Raw genomic sequence first — 19,173 nt, 5'->3', positions numbered from 1 at the left:
AGTAACACACGATGGGAAGTTGGAGGGAAAATGGTGGAATACAAACCGATTCGATCGAAAAAGATTTATGAACAAGTCGCAGATTCTCTACTCGAATCGCTGAAAAATGGGACATTGAAGTCAGGAGATAAGCTTGATAGCGTGGAAGTTTTGGCAAAAAACTTTAATGTCGGAAGGTCGGCTATTCGAGAGTCGTTAAGTGCGCTTCGGGCAATGGGCATTCTTGAAATGCGACAGGGAGAAGGAACGTATGTGAAGTCCTTTGACGCCTCACGTTTTTCACTTCCAGTATCAGTTGCATTTTTAATGAAATCAGAAGATCTGCAAGAACTATTGGAAGTAAGGAAGATACTTGAAGTAGGTGCAGCTGGGGCAGCGGCAGCTTCATATAAGAGTGAAGATCTATCCCCGATGAGAGATGCAATCGGGAAGATGGAAGAGGCAAAAGGTAGTGGTGAAATCGGGGATCAGGCTGATTTAGCGTTTCATATGGCGCTGGTCAAAGCGAGTCACAATCAAATGCTGATTAACTTAATGAACAGTGTTTCTGAAATTATGATGCAGGCGATGCGAGAAACGCGTAAATTGCTGCATACTCCGGAAGGGACAGAACGCTTGTTACAAGAACATCAAAGAATATTAGATGCAATCGAAACTCGTGATGAGGATAAAGCTCGAGAAGCAATGTTAGCACATCTTAACAATGTAGAAGAGTCGTTAGCTAATTTTATGAAGTAAAGGGATCTGATTTAGGCAGTTTCCTTTTTATTTCGTTTAGTCATCTGATGACCTTATGTCTAAAGGGGAGGTATTATCATGAAAGTTTCTTTATTTATTACTTGTTTATGTGACACGTTCACACCTGATGTTGGGAAGGATACGGTGGAACTGTTAGAGCGCTTTGGGTGTGAAGTCAATTTTCCAGCTGGACAGACGTGCTGTGGGCAACCTGCTTATAATAGTGGGTACAAGAGTGAGTCGGTCAAAGCGATGAAGCAAATGATCAAGGCTTTTGAATCATCCGAATATGTCGTTGGGCCTTCAGGATCTTGCGTACAGATGTTGAAAGAATATCCGAAAGTATTGGCAGAGGAACCGGAGTGGCGTGATAGAGCACGTAACCTATCGGATAAAACGTTTGAATTAACACAGTTTTTGGTTGATGTGCTAAAAGTAAAAGACGTAGGTTCTACATTTACTGGAACGGCAACGTATCATCCTTCCTGTCATATGACGCGTTTGTTAGGCGTTAAGGACGCTCCGAGAATTTTACTAGAAAATGTGAAAGGTCTAAATCTCATTGACCTTCCAATGAAAGAGGACTGCTGTGGGTTTGGTGGAACATTCGCTGTCAAAAATTCGCACATATCCGGGCAGATGGTCCAAGAGAAAGCCGAGCATATTGAAGAAACGCATGCTGACTACTTAATTGGTGGCGATATGGGATGCGTCATGAATATGGGTGGTCGGTTACGAAGAAATGGGCAGGAAGTAAAGTGTCTTCATATCGCACAAGTATTGAACACTCAGTGAGGAGGGGTAGAGATGAGTATTAAAATTGGTCATAAACCTTATGCTGAACGAATTCAAGATGGTCTTAATAATTCCTTTATGAGAAAAGCTGTTTCCAGCGCTCAAGGACGATTTAGGTCAGGACGGTTAAAAGCAGCGGAAGAGCTCGGGGATTGGGAAGATTGGAGAACCCTTGGTGAAGAGATTCGTTCTCACACGATGGAAAACCTGGATTATTATTTGCATCAATTAAGTGAGCAGGTGGAAAAACGAGGCGGGACCGTCTTTTTTGCAGAAACTGCGGCAGAAGCGAACGAATATATTCAGGAGATTGCAAAGAAAAAACAAGCGAAAAAAGTCGTGAAATCAAAATCAATGGTCACTGAAGAAATTGGCTTGAATGAAGCACTCGAAAAAAGCGGCTGTGAAGTTGTTGAATCAGACCTAGGTGAATGGATTTTACAGTTGGACGAGGATCCACCTTCTCATATCGTGACCCCAGCGCTTCATAAAAATAAAGGGCAAATTCGCGAAACGTTTATGAAGAAGAAAGGCTATACTGGTTCGGATGATCCTGTTGAGCTTGCCGCTTTTGCTCGAGAACAATTGCGCCAGGATTTTCTAAAAGCAGATATTGGGATCACCGGGTGTAACTTTGCGGTTGCGGAATCTGGAGCGATTACACTCGTGACGAATGAAGGAAATGCAAGAATGGTTACATCTCTTCCTGATACCCAAATATCTGTCATGGGCATGGAGCGAATTGTGCCAACTTGGGAGGACTTAGAAGTCGTGGTGAGCTTGTTGACTCGTGCAGCTGTAGGACAAAAGCTTACGAGCTATATTACAGCATTAACAGGAACGCGCCTTGAAAATGAAGTAGACGGTCCGGAAGATTTTCACCTTGTGATTGTAGACAATGGACGATCGAAAATACTTGGGACGGAATTTCAATCAGCTCTCCATTGCATTCGCTGTGCTGCCTGTATTAATGCTTGTCCCGTCTATCGTCACGTTGGTGGTCATTCATATGGATCGATTTATCCAGGGCCGATCGGAGCTGTACTAACTCCTTTATTAGATGGGTATGACGATCACAAGGATCTCCCCTATGCTTCGACCTTGTGTGCTGCGTGTACCGAAGCATGCCCTGTCAAAATTCCGCTTCATGAACATTTAATCAGACATCGAGAAATCATTGTGGAACGCGAAAAGATGACGACCAAAGCGGAAAAAATGATGATGATGGGTTTTGCGAAGTGGGCTTCCACACCAGCGGCCTATAAATTATCGACGAAAATGGCTAGAACAACGCTGAAACCCTGGACAAAAGATGATTTTATCGAAAAAGGTCCTGGTCCAATGAAAGGCTGGACGGAGCAAAGAGATTTCCCAGCCCCATCGAAGGAACGTTTCCGCGATTGGTATCAAAAACGACAGCAAAGGAGTGATCAGTGATGGCCATTCATAACCGTGAAAGGTTTTTGAATAACCTGGCTGAGCAACTTGGTCGAACGCGACGAACGGAAGTGGAATCACCTGTCTATTCTGTTCACCCGCAGGAGCGAGTGTTTCAAGGGGCAACTCAAGATGAGCTAGTTGAGAAATTGGAGGAACAGTGTAAGGTGATTCACACGTCATTTACTAGAACGAACTTAGATGGACTTGCAGAAACCTTACGAACGGTTCTTAAAAACTATGATGTTACCAAAATAGTCGGAGCCAGTGGCCCAAGGAATGACGAAACGGGCTTAAGCAACGTATACAAGGAATTTCAAGCTGAAGGTTATGATATTCACACTTGGGATGAAAAGAAAGGACAAGAAAACATAACGTTTGCTGAACAAGCAGGAGCTGGAGTTGTGTTCAGTGATATAACGCTCGCAGAATCTGGAACCGTAACACTGTTTAACGATCGCTTTAACGGTCGATCCATTAGCTTACTTCCGGAAACATTCATTGCCATCGTTCCAAAGAGCACGCTCGTACCTCGAATGACGCAGGCGAGTCAATTGATTCATGAGGAAGAGAAGAAAGGAAACCCGGTTTCATCGTGCGTCAGTTTTGTTACTGGTCCAAGTAATAGTGCTGATATCGAAATGAATTTAATTGTCGGGGTCCACGGGCCAGTGAAAGCCACCTATATCATAGTGGATGATATCTGATGGGCGAGTATAAAGACCTTTTTGTAAGTTTATAAAACTTCTAAAGGGTCTTTTTTACTTGTGTAAAAGGAATATTTTGTATGAATCCTTTCTATAGGTCGCTATAATGTAAGCTAAAGATACGTTTAGCGCTAGAGGAGGCTAGGGTGTGCAGGAGAAACAGAATAAACTAGAAAAGAAAGGTATGTCTTCAACAGGGAAAATGGTTGCCTGGATTGTTGGAGGTATTTGTCTTTTTCTTCTGATAGTGACCGGTATTATCATATGGGTTGTGATGACGTTTTTTAGTGGGTTTTTTACAGATACTGAAGATGAATTAAATAAGTATATGGAAAAGAAATACGGGGAAGAGATTACTCTCGTCTATGCAGGAAATCGTAATGAAGCCAACCTAGGAGATACAGAGCATAAAGTCGCTCTAAAAAATAACCCCGACTTTGACTTTTGGATTGATGTTAACGGTTTTTTTCGAACAAATGTGGAAGGGGACGACTACGAGAAAGGTAAGAAAACCTACGAGAAGTACCAAACGATTGAAGACGATATGATGGACATTAGCGAATTTGGATTTACTAGAATACAAGAGGGACGATACAGTACATATCTTGATTATACAGAGGAAGGGTTTTATCGCTTAAATGTTCAGGACGATCATTTACTCAGCCGCTATGGATTAAAAGAAGAAGAGTTAAAAGACATGATGGAAGCAATTAAATGGATTCGATCAAAAGGTGTTGATATCGGTCAATTGATGGTTTTTGGTCGCCCAGATGAAGCGAAGGAAGGCTACCAGATTGAGTTATTAGTCAAAGATGTCCAATTGATTTCATCGATTGCAGATTTAAAAAAGGAGATTTCAGAAGAACATCCAAGTACACTCAGTAAAGAAATTGAAGAACGAATGACGCCGAAAGTAAAGACGCTAAATGAAGAGCGTATTATACCAAACGTTGCCGATCAAGATACGCATGAAGCGCACTGGATAAGTTGCAATGCAATTGATAAAGATGGCAAGTGCTCGAATATGCTTCTAATGCTTTACTATGAAAGCGATGGATTTTATCCAGGGCATCCATACGTTGTTCAAGATTTAACGAAAGTGTTTGAGTGGATTAAACCTGAGCTTGGCGATGATGGGAACGTAACGATACAGGTGATTGAAAAAGAAGTACAAAACGAACCTTTATTAAATTTAATAGAGCTTGATAAACATGATGATAAAGAGATGGTAGGCGTGGTTTGGGAGAATGATCAGAAGGAATTTCAAGAATTAAAAAGACAGCAAGGTGAAGGAAGTGATTGAACATCGATCCGTCTTAAGGCGGAGGGGATTTCAAACCCTAGGTCATCGTCTCATCTTACTGTTTTTCGATACACTTAAGCTATCAAAAAAGCAGAGGTGTTGGGGATGGCGTTAAAGGAGAACGTTCTTGATCAAAATGAACACACAGTGCAAGTCGACTCTATTTTTAGAAACAAAAACTTCCTTCTCTTATGGGGAGCGGCATTTTTATCAAGTTTTGGTATTTCCTTTTTTCTTTTTTCGGAGAGCTGGTATGTCGTCAATGTTTTAAACCTTGAAGCTTCACTCGGTCTTATCTATATTGCATCGAGCATACCGAGACTATTATTTATGATTATCAGTGGAACGGTTGCGGATCGGATGAGTAAAACGAAAATGATGTTTCTATCCGATTTTTCGAGAGGGGTATTACTTGTTGGGCTTGTTCTCTGGTTTATTTTCGGAGACGTGACGCTCTGGACGTTTGTAGGCGTTGCTTTTTTCTTTGGTATTCTTGACGCTTTTTTCTGGGCTGCTGAAAGTGCGGTCATTCCATCAATTATCCGAAAAGAAAATCTTACGAGGGGAAATTCTATTATTCAAATGACAAACCAGGCTTCTTTTATTATCGCTCCTATGCTGGCAGGCTTAATCATTGCTTTTGGGAGTTATGAAATTGTCTTTTCGATAACGGCCATGATGCTTTTTCTTGGAAGTATCCTTATCTATCTGATGAAAATCCCAAAGCATAAAGTGGAACATGAAACGAGCGACCAATCTTTTTTTGAGACGTTTAAAGAAGGGCTTCTTTATGTAAAGGGATCAAGAGTTTTAGTCGTCGTCGTACTGACGACAGTTTTTATGAATTTGTTTCTTGTCGGTCCGATGTCGATGGGACTTCCGCTGTTCGTTAAAACCATTCTAAGTGGCGATTCATTAACGTTTAGTTTATTAGAAGCTGGGGCGGCAGTTGGGATGTTAATTGGTTCGATTGTTGTTGGGGTTCTTAATTTAACGAAAAAGCGGGGAAAGATTGCGTTACTTGCTCTTATCTTCTCTGGGCTTGCTTTTATCGGACTGAGCTTTTCAACTGTGCTTTGGATGAGTATTCTGATGCTTGTAGTTTTTGGCGCCTGTCTTTCTGCCAGCAACATTCCTTTTATATCGGCCATACAAGGCATGATTGAGGAAAGGGTCTTAGGGCGAGTAATGGGGCTGATCTCCCTTGCCTCTATGGGCCTTATCCCAGTCAGCTACGCTATGACAGCCCTTCTACTTTCTACTGGAATTGGTATTGATCAAATAATGACTGGGGGAGCTATGTTAGTTGTCTTGTATGCTTGCTTTGTTTATGCGAAGTTTCATGAGCTGAGAAATGTTGATTAACACACCCAATGGATGCTTTCCCCACCCCATTATCGACTGAGATAATGGGTTTTTTTGTTTGAGAAGAACCTAAAAATTTGAAAAAAACGAGGTTTGATATTAGTCAGTTAGGGAACCGCTCTATATAAGATTTTACATATCGATATAGCGGGAGGAATTGTAGTGAGCGAGAATAAGAAAAAAAAGCAGCTGGACCAATATAGCACCGATGATAAAGGTAAAATGACGACAAATCAGGGATTGAAGGTTTCGGAAGACGAATTTTCATTAAAAGCAGGGGAACGCGGCCCAACGCTAATGGAAGATTTTCATTTTAGAGAAAAAATGACGCACTTTGACCATGAGCGCATTCCTGAACGTGTTGTACACGCTAGAGGCTTTTCTGCACATGGTGAGTTTGAAGTTTATGAGTCGCTTGAAGAAATCACAGACGCTGAATTCTTAAAGGACACTTCCAGAAAAACGCCCGTTTTTGTTCGCTTTTCAACAGTAGCAGGTTCAAAAGGGTCTGCTGAAACGGTACGAGATGTGAGAGGATTTTCAACTCGTTTCTATACGGATGAGGGGAACTATGATTTAGTTGGGAATAACATGCCCGTATTTTTTATTCAAGATGCTATTAAATTCCCAGACTTAATTCATGCGGTAAAACCTGAGCCTCATAACGGTATGCCACAAGCTGCTTCTGCTCATGATACGTTCTGGGACTTTATTGCTAACAACCAAGAGTCCGCACATATGGCGCTATGGGCGATGTCTGACAGAGCCATTCCTCGAAGCTTACGTATGATGGAAGGTTTCGGTGTCCATACATTCCGGTTTGTGAATGCAAAAGGAGAAGCGCGGTTTATTAAGTTTCACTGGAAACCAAAGTTGGGCGTACATTCACTCGTGTGGGATGAAGCGCAAAAAATCTCAGGTAAAGATGCTGATTTCCACCGCGGGGACTTATATGAGTCCATTGAAAATGGTGACTACCCTGAATGGGAACTAGGCGTACAAATCATTAACGAAGAAGATGAATTTAAATTCGACTTTGATGTGCTAGATCCTACGAAAATTTGGCCAGAGGAAGATATTCCTGTCAAAATCGTTGGGAAAATGACGTTGAATCGAAATGTTGAAAACGTCTTTGCTGAAAATGAGCAGGTTGCGTTCCACCCAGGTAACGTAGTGAAAGGGATCGACTTCTCAAATGATCCACTACTGCAAGGACGTTTGTTCTCTTATACAGATACACAGATTAACCGTTTTGGTAGTGCGAACTATCATGAATTGCCAATTAATCGCCCAGTTTGCCCGTTTTTCAACAATCAACGTGATGGGTTTATGCGACAAACGATTAACAAAGGCCAAGTAAGCTACCACAAAAATTCTCTTGCTGATAATCAGCCAGAACCAGCGACAGAAGAAGAGGGTGGCTACGTTCATTATCAGGAGAAAGTAGACGGTCATAAGGTTCGTGCGCGCAGTGAAAGCTTCAAAGATCATTTCTCTCAGGCCGTTCTTTTCTTTAACAGCATGAGCGATGTGGAGAAAGAGCATATTAAAAATGCCTTTAGCTTTGAGTTAGGTAAGCTGACAAGTAAGTCCGTTCAGCAACAAGTAGTGGATATGCTTGCGAATATCAATTTAGATCTTTCTCAAACCGTCGCTCAAAATATTGGAGCGAAGGAACCTAAAGAAGGTGGATCAGATATTACAAAAACATCACCTGCACTTAGCCAATTAAATACAACGTTTACGCCTGATACTCGAAAAGTAGGCGTAATTGTAGACAATGGATTTAATGGAGAAGAGCTCATTCAAGTACTTAATGAGCTGAAAGAAAAAGGGATTAAGCCTGAACTAATTAGCGATAAGCGCGGTGTAAAAACAGCTACTGATGGCGCTGAAGCCGAGATTGATCACACATTCCTCACTTGTGATTCTGTCTTGTTTGATGCAATTTACGCGGTTGGTGGGAATCAAGAAAGTAAAGGATTCTATCAATCGGCTAATTACTTTATCAATGAAGCATTCTCACATTTTAAACCAATCGGCGGAACGCATGAAGGTATGAAGTGGTTAGAGAATAACAACTTAGTCGGGCAGTCAGGGGTTGTCACTGGCACAGATATGAATAAATTTGTAAATGAGTTCAGTGAAGCGATTGCGACGCATCGTCATTGGGATCGTAAGCTAGTTTAATGGAATAGAATGCAAAAAGAGAGAGGGAAAATCCTCTCTCTTTTACTTTGAAAAGAATGACAAATCTAGTTTACTCCTCTATCATCTCTTTTAACACTACCGCATGATTATGTGTCATATCCTTGGCACCAAATAAGAGAACGAGCCTTTCGTTAGTAGCCATTTTCTTCAGTTCTTGTAATTTCGTCTGAGCCATCTTACTTTCATTAATTTCGTTTTGGTATGCTTTCTTAAAATCTTCAAACTTATCAGGATCATGATCAAACCATTTTCGTAACGAAGAACTTGGTGCAATTTCTTTCATCCAGTCATCTAATTTAGCTTTCTCTTTTGATATGCCCCTCGGCCATACGCGGTCAATGAGAATACGATTCCCATCGAGAGGGTGGTCTTCTGCATAAATTCGTCTAAGGATAACTGACATCTAAATCACCTTCCAGTTTTGTTGCTTACGTTTTAGTCGTATGTCACGAAAAAAGAAGTCAATCCTAGTGATTAGGATTGGCTTCTTTTATGATTTACCTCTTCAACATCCCATGTGGGTCAATCACAAACTTCTTCGCCACACCACTATCAAACTCATTATACCCTTGAGGGGCTTCATCAAGACTGATAACGGTTGCATTTACGGCCTTTGCAATATCGGCTTTTCCATTTAAAATCGCCATCATTAATTGACGATGGTATTGCATGACAGGTGTTTGACCTGTAACAAAATGGTGTGCTTTTGACCAGCCAAGTCCAAATCTTACTTTAAGGGAGCCTTGCTTAGCATCTTTATCATCTGCTCCAGGATCCTCCGTTACATATAACCCTGGGATACCCATCTTCCCTCCAGCTTCTACAACATCCATCATCGTATTTAGCACAATGGCAGGCTGCTCTTCATTATCAGTTCCGTGTCCATAAGCTTCAAATCCAACCGCATCGATCGCACAATCCACCTCAGGTATTCCGAGAATTTGTTCGATTTGTTCACCTGGATCATTGTGTTCTTTGAGATTAATCGTTTCACATCCGAAGCTACGTGCCTGAGCGAGACGTTCTTCTTTCAAATCACCTACGATCACAACAGCCGCACCGAGTAACTGAGCGGAATGAGCAGCAGCAAGTCCAACTGGTCCTGCTCCGGCAACGTACACGGTTGACCCTGTCGTAACTCCTGCACTAATCGCTCCGTGATAGCCGGTAGGAAAAATATCGGATAGCATCGTTAAGTCGAGGATTTTCTCCATAGCCTTCTCTTTATCGGGAAAGGCAAGCAATTGAAAATCTGCATAAGGAACCATTACGTATTCGGATTGGCCACCAACCCAGCCACCCATATCAACGTATCCGTAAGCAGCACCCGGGCGTTCAGGATTCACGTTTTGACAAATATGAGTGTCCTGACGCTTACACATCTTACATCGACCACAAGCAACATTGAATGGAACGGAAACAATGTCCCCTTTTTTAATAAACTCAACGTCTCGTCCAACCTCAATCACTTCTCCTGTGATTTCATGACCAAGAACTAAACCAGAGGGAGCCGTTGTGCGGCCACGAACCATATGCTGGTCGCTTCCGCATATATTTGTCACGATATTCTTTAAGATCACGCCATGTTCACATTTACGACCAGCATTGCTCTTAGGTACACCAGGACCCTCACGAAGAACTAAATCTGGATAGCTAATATCCTGAACTTCAACACGACCTGAACCTGTATATACGACACCGCGATTACCTGCCATTTGTACTTCCTCCTTTTTCGTTTTAGACAAGGGGGACGAGAGGCATAGCGTGACCTTATGTACTCACCTCGATATAATAATTTGAAGATTATGAATTCTTTCGGTGTGATTATCTATAATGTGGTTTCCCTTTTTCATCCAGGTTAAAACGATTTTCATTTGTGCTAAGCTCGCTTAACATGAAAGAAAAATGAAAATATAGGAAAACTCTCTTCTTATTAACGTCGCTAAAGTATTTTTTGTTACAATAAGGTTATGAGTATTCAGACATTTGTTTTTGATAACGTTATGGAAAAATGATAGGAAATGAGACCTATTTTTAAAATAATTATGGCAGATCAAGATTATTGGAGGAATCAATGATGAGTTCATCTTACCAGTTTGATGCGTACCACCCAGCTGTACAGCAAGTGATTGAGAATATCGAAAAGGTAATGGTAGGGAAGCGAGAGGTGACTGAGTTAAGTTTAGTAGCGTTGCTTGCCGGAAGTCATGTGCTTCTTGAAGATGTACCTGGCGTGGGGAAAACGATGATGGTCCGTGCTTTAGCGAAGTCAGTTGGTGCTCAGTTTAACCGCATTCAGTTTACGCCAGATTTACTGCCTTCAGACTTAACGGGGGTTTCTATCTTTAATCAACGAGAAATGAAATTTGAATTTCGGAAAGGGCCTTTGTTAGGGAATATTATTCTAGCAGATGAAATTAATCGAACATCACCGAAAACACAATCAGCTCTTCTTGAAGGAATGGAGGAAGGGAACGTAACGGTTGATGGAGAGACCCATGTTCTACCACAGCCATTTTTTGTAATGGCGACGCAAAACCCAATTGAGTACGAAGGAACCTATCCACTTCCTGAAGCACAGCTTGATCGCTTTTTGTTGAAGTTGCGAATGGGCTATCCTTCTCCTGAAGAAGAGCTTGAAGTGCTGAATCGGACGGAGCACGCCCACCCAATCGACTCGATTGGCACGGCTCTCGAACTTGAAGAGCTGCTTGATATGCAGAAAAAAGTAAAAGCTGTTTTTGTGGATGAATCGGTCAAACAATACATTATTGATATTGTAAGTCGAACGCGAAATAATACGTCGATCTATCTCGGAGCAAGTCCGCGTGGTTCTCTTTCATTAATGAAAGCTTGTCAGGCTTATGCATTTATGAGGAATCGTGATTATGTTCTTCCAGATGACGTGAAATTCTTAGCGCCTTATGTCTTATCTCATCGGGTCATACTTAAATCGGAAGCGACTTTTGAAGGACAAAAGCCTGAGGAGATTATTAAAGAAATTCTTCACCGCGTTCGTGTACCAATTCGGAGGGAAGAGAAAGTGAAATGAGGGACAAGCTTGCCAATAATAGAGTGTTAAAATTCTTGTTTTTAGGCCTCCTCTTTCTGCTTACCTTCTCCTATGCAATGTTTCAGGGAGGGTTTGTTAGTTGGTTTCTCTTCTATAGCTTTCTTCCTTTTGGTATTTATTCTCTCCTTCTCATTTTTTATCCACTTCAATCGATTAAGATGACGCGTGATATTAGTCATAGCGAGTTAACAGATGGTCAGGAGTTAACAATATCGATTCGAATTGAACGAAAAAGCTACTTCCCACTTTTCTATTTAGTAGTAGAAGATGTGCTACCGGAAAGACTTGTTTCCTATGCGAAGGAGTCGTCGTCAAACTATCAGAAACGTTCACTAGCATTATTGCTTCCGATGTTTAGAAGGAACTTAACTTATCGCTATACCGTTAAATCGATTCCAAGGGGAGAATATCAATTCAGGGAAATTCGTTGTAAAACAGGCGATTTGTTTGGGTTCGTGCAACATGAGAATATGGTTGCGCGCGAGCAAGCTGTTTATGTTCTCCCAAACTATCAAAAGATTTCCTGGTCTCCCTATAATCAACAACTTTCGGGAACAAGGCCATCTCCAAGAAAAGCAGATTTAGATTATTCAACTGCCGTGAGCGTACGGGATTATGTACCTGGAGATAAACTATCGTGGATCGACTGGAAAGCAACAGCCCGAGGGTCAAAACTATTAACCAAGCAATTCGAACAGCAAATCAGTCAGGATTACATGGTCTTTCTTGATCGAGAAACGGCTCACTATGGGCGAGTTGAATCCCCTTTGTTTGAGAAGGCGGTAAGGCTTGCCGCTTCTGTAACAAATGCTGCTTTAAAGCAAAATGCGATGATTGGACTTGTTTCATCAGGAAAGGATCACTCTGTTTTAAGCATTAATGGAGGGAAGGCTCAAAGAAGGAGAGTCTTTCATCATCTTGCGCGCGTTCAAGCGAATGGAAATACAACATTTGATACGGTTGTAAAAAGGGAAGCTCATCATTTTCCAGCAGGAACAGGCGTATTGATGATTAGTCCTTCGCTTGATGGGGCCTTCACTTCTACATTAAAAGAGCTTGTTGCTAGGAAGGTTCAAGTTGAGTTTTTCTTTGTTACCGAGCATATTACACTAGAACAACAAGCAGAGATCAACCAGCTTATGCAGTATGGAATTAAAGCGCATGTGATTGCGGGAAATTCGTTTAATGAGGAATTAAAGGGGGGTGGGAAGCGTGCAACAAGTTAATGAAAAAACGGACTGGCTTTACGCTCTTCTCCTCTACGGATTAGGTTTTCTGTTATTTTGGGAATGGTTACGACCTCTCTCGATCATTTCAGATACGGGTCAAACAGAAATTTTTATTTTGTTTACAGCTTTCTTGTTCTTACTCTCGTATTTCCAACTGCCTTTTTGGCTGTCCTTTCCAATTAAAGGGGTAGCAATGGTTTATGCGGTACATGCCATGTTTTTCCCTGGACCATTCTTTGATTTTTTATGGCTCGATTATTTTCTATCGGATTTTTCTAAGAATATCGGGTTATTATTTGATGGCAGTTTTGATCGTCTTTCGAATGTCTTTCGAACGTTCCTGTTTTTCATTTTGCTTTGGCTCATTAGCTACTTGATGCAGTATTGGCTAATCCAAACGAGGCGTATCTTTTTATTTCTACTTGTAACCATTGTCTACATCTCAGTGATTGATACGTTTACTACCTATGAAGCGGATAATGCCATCATACGTATTGTCATTATAGGTTTTGTGCTACTTGGTCTTTTACAAATCTTACGCATTCAGGAACAGGAAGGAGTTTCATTTTCAAAAGGGCGTTTTCCTGTTTATTGGCTCATGCCGCTAATTGTTGTGATTGCGTTCTCTTCTTTATTTGGCTATATAGCCCCAAAAGCTGAACCTTTGTGGCCAGATCCCGTTCCTTTTTTGAAAAAGACAACTGGTGATGAGGGAGACGGTGGAAATGGGAATGGCATTAATAAGATTGGATACGGAGAAGATGACTCACGTCTTGGTGGGCCTTTTGTAATGGATGATACACCAGTTTTTACAGCGCAAATTAAAGATCGCGGATATTGGCGTGTTGAAACAAAAGACGTGTATACGGGAAAAGGGTGGGAATCCTCTGTTCAGGACCGTGTTATGTTCGAAGGTAGCACCGAAACGTTGTTTGAAGATGGCGTGGAAGTAGAAGCCTATGATATGAAAATGAACATGACTGGTAACGAGGAATTTGACTTTATCGTCCATCCTGGCCAGGTAACAAAGATCGAAACAGGACAAAACGTGCAACTCCTTGAAAATCCTTTGAGTGGAAAAGTGTTTACGCAAAATCTTGGCGAATCAGTTGTGCTTGATAATTACAATTTAGACTATGATTCACCTACTTTTTCAGAAAAAATGTTGAGAGAAGCACCAGCTGAATATCCGGAGCGTTTAGCAAACACATATCTTCAATTACCAGAATCTCTTCCAGAAAGAATTGGTGATTTGGCGGAAGAGATTACGAGTGATGAAGGAAATCCTTATGATAAAGCGCGAGCCATTGAAAATTACTTCGTTGGGAATGGTTTTGTGTATGAAACGACTGATGTCGCTATTCCGGGCGAAAATGATGATTATGTAGATCAGTTTCTTTTCGAAACCCAGCTTGGTTATTGCGATAATTTCTCTAGTTCAATGACCGTTCTATTAAGAAGTATTGGAATTCCTGCGAGATGGGTGAAAGGCTTTACGGAAGGAGAATTCGTTGACGTAGCAGGTGATTATCGTGAATATGAAGTAACAAATAACAATGCGCATTCATGGGTAGAAGCTTATTTTCCTGAAGTAGGCTGGGTTCCATTTGAACCCACTCGTGGATTCTCTAATCAGGCAGACTTTGTTAGTGATTATAATGAGGATGAAGCATCAAATACAGAAACGTCTGATCCAGCTCAAGCTGAAGAAGAGCAGCCCGATCAACAGGAGCAAATGCCAGAGGAACAGGAAGCATCCGGATCCTCTTCTTCCTCCTTTGAATGGTCCGTATGGTACACCATTTTGATAACTGTCGTTCTTGTGCTTGTATGCTATGTCGCTTTTAAGAACTATAAGAAATGGTTAAAGAGCTATATCATTTCAAAATATAAGAAACGTGATGATGGGAAGGTAATCTCTGAAGCTTACTTCAGACTTCTATGGCTGCTTGACTTACACGGTATTAAACGAGGTGCAAACCAAACGCTTAGAGAGTATGCTGTTCAAGTTGATCAGAAGCTTCAAACCCAAGAGATGAAAGAATTAACGCGTCGTTATGAAGAAAATTACTATCGCGGGAAAACGAACGGTGATGCCTGGGAAGAAATGAAGCAATTGTGGGAAAATTTAATTAAAAAGATGCAATCTTGACCGTTGTATAGACGGTTGATAGAATGAATCCATAGTTTAAACAGCAAGTTGTAACCTTCGTATATCCCTGGGAATAAGGCCCAGAAGTCTCTACCGGATCACCGTAAATGATCTGACTATGAAGGCAGATACTCCTAGTATAAGCCAGGATTCTGCCTTTGTACCATGGCAGAGTTCTGGCTTTTTTGTGTCACCTGGGAGTGAAGAAGTAGAATAACTTAGCAATCTTTCGTTTTTTAATTGGATTTAGGAAATGCTACTAGAGACTAAATAGAAGTGAGGGAATTTGATGTTAGAAGAACAGGAATCCATTATTGTCCTCGATTTTGGTGGACAGTACAACCAACTAATTGCGAGGCGTATTCGTGATCTTGGCGTGTTTAGTGAATTGCATCCGAACACCATTACAGCTGAAGAAGTTAAGAAGATTAATCCAAAAGGAATTATTTTCTCAGGTGGTCCGAACAGTGTTTATGGTGAAGACGCACCGCGCTGTGATGAAGAAATTTTCGAACTTGGTATTCCGGTTCTTGGAATCTGTTATGGTATGCAGCTGATGACGCATCACTTTGGTGGAAGTGTAGAAGCTGCAACGCATCGTGAGTATGGTAAGGCTATGCTAACCATTAACGATAAATCTCCTTTATATGATGGTCTTCCTGAAGAACAATCTGTTTGGATGAGCCATGGAGATCTAGTGAAAGCTCCACCAGAAGGATTTGAAGTAGCGGCAACGAACCCATCATGTCCAGTAGCAGCTATGAGTGACGTTTCTCGTCATCTTTATGGTGTTCAATTCCACCCTGAAGTTCGTCATACAGAGTACGGAAATGAATTGCTAAAGAATTTCGTTTACAAGGTATGTGAATGCAAAGGTGAATGGTCAATGGAGAACTTCATTGATGAGCAAATCGATACAATCCGTGAAGCGGTTGGAAATAAAAAGGTTCTTTGTGCGCTAAGTGGAGGAGTCGATTCTTCTGTAGTAGCGGCGTTAATTCACCGAGCGATTGGTGACCAGCTAACATGTATGTTTGTTGATCATGGTCTTCTTCGTAAGGGCGAGGCAGACAGCGTCATGAAAACATTTGGTGAAGGGTTTGAAATGAACCTGATCAAAATCGACGCAGCCGACCGTTTTCTTACAAAACTTAAAGGCGTAACTGATCCAGAGAAAAAGCGTAAAATCATCGGAAACGAGTTTATCTATGTGTTTGAAGAAGAGTCTGAAAAGCTTGAGGACATGTCATTCCTAGCTCAAGGAACGCTTTACACAGATATCGTTGAAAGTGGAACGGCTACTGCTCAAACAATTAAGTCTCATCACAACGTAGGCGGCCTTCCTGAAGACATGAAGCTTGATTTAATTGAACCGTTAAACATGCTGTTTAAAGATGAAGTACGTAAAGTAGGAACTGAGCTTGGTCTTCCAGATGAAATCGTTTGGAGACAGCCGTTCCCTGGCCCTGGTCTTGGAATCCGTGTGATTGGCGAAATAACGGAAGAAAAGCTTAAAGTCGTTCGCGATTCTGATGCCATCCTTCGAGAAGAAATTAAAAAAGCAGGACTTGATCGTGATATCTGGCAATACTTCACAGCCCTTCCTGATTTCCGAAGTGTAGGTGTGATGGGAGATGCAAGAACATATGATTACACAATCGGTGTTCGTGCGGTAACATCTATTGATGGAATGACCTCAGACTGGGCTCGCATTCCATTTGAAATTCTTGAAATTATATCTACGAGAATCGTCAATGAAGTGGATCATGTTAACCGCGTGGTGTATGACATTACTTCTAAGCCACCAGCTACAATTGAGTGGGAATAAACACGAACAAAAATATAATAGATAGATAAAACGTTCGTGTTTTGTGTTGACGGCGTGTCTGATAGCTGATACACTACAAAAGTAATTAAATAGAACGATCATCCATCGTATAACATCGGGAATAAGGCCCGAAAGTCTCTACCAGGTTACCGTAAATAACCTGACTACGAAGGAAACAGAGGAAGTGGTGAAAGAGTATGCTCCTGTAGCGACTCTTAAGCCGTTCTCTCTTTTCCTATTAGTCCGCTCCGGGTAGAGAACCCGGGGCTTTTTTTCTTTTTCATGAATGGCTAACCTTCCTTAGCAGAGAATAAGCAAGGGTAACGAGCCTGTTAGAAAGATGGATGAAGGGAATAAGGGGGAATTAAGAAATGGATCGTTTTTTTCGCTTCCAAGAACACAATACAACATATAGAAAAGAAACAATTGCAGGATTAACGACGTTCTTATCAATGGCTTATATTCTATTCGTTAACCCGGCAGTATTGGCTGACGCAGGAATGGATCAAGGCGCCGTATTTACCGCTACAGCTCTTGCTGCAGCTCTTGGTACATTAATTATGGGTGTGTTAGCTGGATATCCGATTGCTTTAGCACCAGGAATGGGATTGAATGCGTTCTTCACTTACTCAGTTGTCACCGTTATGGGTGTACCATGGGAAACAGCGCTTGCCGGGGTGCTTGTTTCAGGAATTATCTTTATTATTATTACTATTTTTAAAATAAGAGAAATGATTATTAACGCGATTCCAATGGAATTAAAATACGCAGCGGCGAGTGGAATTGGGCTCTTCATTGCATTTATTGGTCTTCAAAGTGCAGGGATCGTTCAAAACAACGATTCTACCCTTGTACAGCTAGGGAACCTTCTTGCGGGACCAACGTTGCTTGCTGTATTCGGATTAATTATCACGGTTATTCTAATGGTCCGTAACGTTACGGGTGGTATTTTCTACGGAATGGTGATTACAGCGATCGTAGGAATGATCTTTAATCAGGTACCAATACCAGATGGCATTGTGGGAAGTGTGCCAAGCCTTGAACCAACGTTCGGCGTCGCTTTTGGTCACCTTGGTGATTTGTTAACGATTGACATGCTTGTCGTCGTTTTAACCTTCTTATTCGTTGATTTCTTCGACACGGCTGGTACGTTAATTGCCGTAGCAACACAAGCTGGAATAATGAAAGACAATAAACTCCCAAGGGCGGGAAAAGCTTTATTTGCAGATTCATCTGCAACAGTTCTTGGCGCTGTACTTGGAACGTCAACAACGACTGCCTACATTGAGTCATCATCAGGAGTAGCGGCTGGAGGACGAACTGGTTTTACTTCGGTCGTAACAGCAGGGTTTTTCTTGCTTGCATTATTCTTCTCTCCATTATTAGCAGTCGTGACTCCTTCCGTCACAGCACCAGTGTTGATTATCGTAGGTGTCCTGATGGTGAGCGTACTAGGTAACATTGAGTGGAAACGATTTGAGATTGCGGTTCCCGCGTTTCTAACCATTATAGCGATGCCGCTGACTTATAGCATCGCAACAGGAATTGCGCTTGGATTCGTCATGTACCCGATCACGATGGTTGTAAAAGGGGAAGGAAAGAACATTCATCCAATTATGTACGGACTGTTCTTCGTGTTTATCGCCTATTTTGTATTTTTAGCATAGTAAGTTTAAAAGCAGCCAAACCGGCTGCTTTTTTTGTGGGGTAAAAGTAAAGGGAGTCATTGAAAGAACCATTTATTCTTGAAGCGGAGAGAAGCTAATCAAACGTTTGTTTAATCATAAAAAAATTGATTCACTTACTGGATTAAAAGAAAAGCTTCATTAAATGTAAATGAGTAAATGTGAAGAAAGTTTGCTTTACCTGTGCTGTTTTAAGCAATCCTTATCAGAATGTTTTCTCTGAATTTGTTAAATACCATTGACCACATCGCATTTTACTGATAAAGTAGAGAACGTTGTTAAGAAAACGACAGCAAACGCATGAAAAAAGTGATTGACTTCATTTTAATCTTCATGTATTATAGAAGACGTTGCCGCTGAAAAAAGCGCGTAACATCATTCAAAACATTTTAAAAAGGTTGTTGACATCAAACGGAACAACATGGTATATTAGTTGGGTCGCTGAAAACGACAACGAAAGAAACGAATTGCTCTTTGAAAACTGAACGAAACGCCATGTAAGTAGTTGTTTCTACGGAAACAAATTGTTTTAAAAGCTAGATTAAGCTTTCTATCGGAGAGTTTGATCCTGGCTCAGGACGAACGCTGGCGGCGTGCCTAATACATGCAAGTCGAGCGAAGAGATGGGAGCTTGCTCCCTGATCTTAGCG

At 41.4% G+C, this 19,173-nt stretch carries 14 protein-coding genes, 1 rRNA gene and 2 riboswitches; of the genes, 13 read left to right on the top strand and 2 right to left on the bottom strand.

Going from position 1 to position 19,173, the window contains the following annotated elements; all coding sequences use genetic code 11:
* Positions 1–33: 33 nt before the first annotated feature.
* The 7 genes from PQ578_RS21770 (at position 34) to PQ578_RS21740 (ending at position 8,535) form a co-directional block, all read left to right on the top strand.
* Positions 34–738 (top strand): FadR/GntR family transcriptional regulator, encoded by a 705-nt coding sequence (locus tag PQ578_RS21770; protein WP_273837240.1) that lies wholly within the window; start codon positions 34–36, stop codon positions 736–738.
* A 78-nt stretch (positions 739–816) separates the two neighbouring features.
* Positions 817–1,533 carry a (Fe-S)-binding protein gene (locus tag PQ578_RS21765; RefSeq protein WP_273837238.1) on the top strand — a complete coding sequence of 239 codons (717 nt, stop codon included), beginning with the start codon at positions 817–819 and terminating at the stop codon, positions 1,531–1,533.
* Between the two features lie 12 nt (positions 1,534–1,545).
* Complete coding sequence (locus tag PQ578_RS21760; protein WP_273837236.1) at positions 1,546–2,970, top strand: LutB/LldF family L-lactate oxidation iron-sulfur protein; 1,425 nt, start codon at positions 1,546–1,548, stop codon at positions 2,968–2,970.
* Positions 2,970–3,677, top strand: a complete 708-nt coding sequence (locus PQ578_RS21755) for a LutC/YkgG family protein (RefSeq protein ID WP_273837235.1) — start codon at positions 2,970–2,972, stop codon at positions 3,675–3,677. The genes PQ578_RS21760 and PQ578_RS21755 overlap by 1 nt, the downstream gene beginning before the upstream one ends.
* 148 nt (positions 3,678–3,825) lie before the next feature.
* Complete coding sequence (locus tag PQ578_RS21750) at positions 3,826–4,980, top strand: hypothetical protein (protein ID WP_273837233.1); 1,155 nt, start codon at positions 3,826–3,828, stop codon at positions 4,978–4,980.
* 105 nt (positions 4,981–5,085) lie between these two features.
* Complete coding sequence (locus PQ578_RS21745) at positions 5,086–6,345, top strand: MFS transporter (RefSeq protein WP_273837231.1); 1,260 nt, start codon at positions 5,086–5,088, stop codon at positions 6,343–6,345.
* 222 nt (positions 6,346–6,567) lie between these two features.
* Positions 6,568–8,535, top strand: a complete 1,968-nt coding sequence (locus PQ578_RS21740; RefSeq protein ID WP_273837267.1) for a catalase — start codon at positions 6,568–6,570, stop codon at positions 8,533–8,535.
* Between the two features lie 70 nt (positions 8,536–8,605).
* Here the strand turns inward: PQ578_RS21740 and PQ578_RS21735 are convergent, their stop codons facing one another.
* Positions 8,606–8,959 carry a DUF488 domain-containing protein gene (locus PQ578_RS21735; protein ID WP_273837229.1) on the bottom strand — a complete coding sequence of 118 codons (354 nt, stop codon included), beginning with the start codon at positions 8,957–8,959 and terminating at the stop codon, positions 8,606–8,608.
* 94 nt (positions 8,960–9,053) lie between these two features.
* Positions 9,054–10,271, bottom strand: a complete 1,218-nt coding sequence (gene fdhA / locus PQ578_RS21730) for a formaldehyde dehydrogenase, glutathione-independent (RefSeq protein ID WP_160921760.1) — start codon at positions 10,269–10,271, stop codon at positions 9,054–9,056.
* 362 nt (positions 10,272–10,633) lie between these two features.
* Between fdhA and PQ578_RS21725 the strand changes: the two genes are divergently transcribed.
* The 6 genes from PQ578_RS21725 to PQ578_RS21700 form a co-directional block, all read left to right on the top strand.
* On the top strand, positions 10,634–11,608 hold the full coding sequence (locus tag PQ578_RS21725; protein ID WP_273837226.1) for an AAA family ATPase: 975 nt from the start codon (positions 10,634–10,636) through the stop codon (positions 11,606–11,608).
* Positions 11,605–12,855, top strand: a complete 1,251-nt coding sequence (locus PQ578_RS21720) for a DUF58 domain-containing protein (RefSeq protein WP_273837224.1) — start codon at positions 11,605–11,607, stop codon at positions 12,853–12,855. Before PQ578_RS21725 ends, PQ578_RS21720 begins: the two co-directional genes overlap by 4 nt.
* Complete coding sequence (locus tag PQ578_RS21715; protein WP_273837223.1) at positions 12,842–15,010, top strand: transglutaminase TgpA family protein; 2,169 nt, start codon at positions 12,842–12,844, stop codon at positions 15,008–15,010. Before PQ578_RS21720 ends, PQ578_RS21715 begins: the two co-directional genes overlap by 14 nt.
* Positions 15,011–15,047: 37 nt before the next feature.
* Positions 15,048–15,149, top strand: a riboswitch (purine riboswitch).
* A 150-nt stretch (positions 15,150–15,299) separates the two neighbouring features.
* Positions 15,300–16,838 carry a glutamine-hydrolyzing GMP synthase gene (guaA, locus tag PQ578_RS21710; protein ID WP_098446102.1) on the top strand — a complete coding sequence of 513 codons (1,539 nt, stop codon included), beginning with the start codon at positions 15,300–15,302 and terminating at the stop codon, positions 16,836–16,838.
* 85 nt (positions 16,839–16,923) lie between these two features.
* Positions 16,924–17,025, top strand: a riboswitch (purine riboswitch).
* Between the two features lie 184 nt (positions 17,026–17,209).
* Entirely contained in the window at positions 17,210–18,505 is a 1,296-nt protein-coding gene (locus PQ578_RS21705) for an NCS2 family permease (RefSeq protein WP_098446103.1), read from the top strand.
* A gap of 568 nt (positions 18,506–19,073) precedes the next feature.
* A 16S ribosomal RNA gene (locus tag PQ578_RS21700) occupies positions 19,074–19,173 on the top strand; the annotation flags it as partial.

The organism is Guptibacillus sedimenti (assembly GCF_028610665.1).
GTDB classification, from domain to species: domain Bacteria; phylum Bacillota; class Bacilli; order Bacillales; family Guptibacillaceae; genus Guptibacillus; species Guptibacillus sedimenti.
The sequence above is the reverse complement of the archived record's forward strand: the minus strand, read 5'-3'. Positions and strand labels throughout refer to the sequence as shown.

Bases quoted from the DNA above. Each gene is read 5' to 3' on its own strand.
- guaA (WP_098446102.1), top strand. From the start codon at position 15,300: ATGTTAGAAGAACAGGAATCCATTATTGTCCTCGATTTTGGTGGACAG.
- PQ578_RS21705 (WP_098446103.1), top strand. From the start codon at position 17,210: ATGGATCGTTTTTTTCGCTTCCAAGAACACAATACAACATATAGAAAA.
- PQ578_RS21725 (WP_273837226.1), top strand. From the start codon at position 10,634: ATGAGTTCATCTTACCAGTTTGATGCGTACCACCCAGCTGTACAGCAA.
- PQ578_RS21760 (WP_273837236.1), top strand. From the start codon at position 1,546: ATGAGTATTAAAATTGGTCATAAACCTTATGCTGAACGAATTCAAGAT.
- PQ578_RS21720 (WP_273837224.1), top strand. From the start codon at position 11,605: ATGAGGGACAAGCTTGCCAATAATAGAGTGTTAAAATTCTTGTTTTTA.
- PQ578_RS21765 (WP_273837238.1), top strand. From the start codon at position 817: ATGAAAGTTTCTTTATTTATTACTTGTTTATGTGACACGTTCACACCT.
- PQ578_RS21735 (WP_273837229.1), bottom strand. From the start codon at position 8,959: ATGTCAGTTATCCTTAGACGAATTTATGCAGAAGACCACCCTCTCGAT.
- fdhA (WP_160921760.1), bottom strand. From the start codon at position 10,271: ATGGCAGGTAATCGCGGTGTCGTATATACAGGTTCAGGTCGTGTTGAA.
- PQ578_RS21745 (WP_273837231.1), top strand. From the start codon at position 5,086: ATGGCGTTAAAGGAGAACGTTCTTGATCAAAATGAACACACAGTGCAA.
- PQ578_RS21740 (WP_273837267.1), top strand. From the start codon at position 6,568: ATGACGACAAATCAGGGATTGAAGGTTTCGGAAGACGAATTTTCATTA.
- PQ578_RS21755 (WP_273837235.1), top strand. From the start codon at position 2,970: ATGGCCATTCATAACCGTGAAAGGTTTTTGAATAACCTGGCTGAGCAA.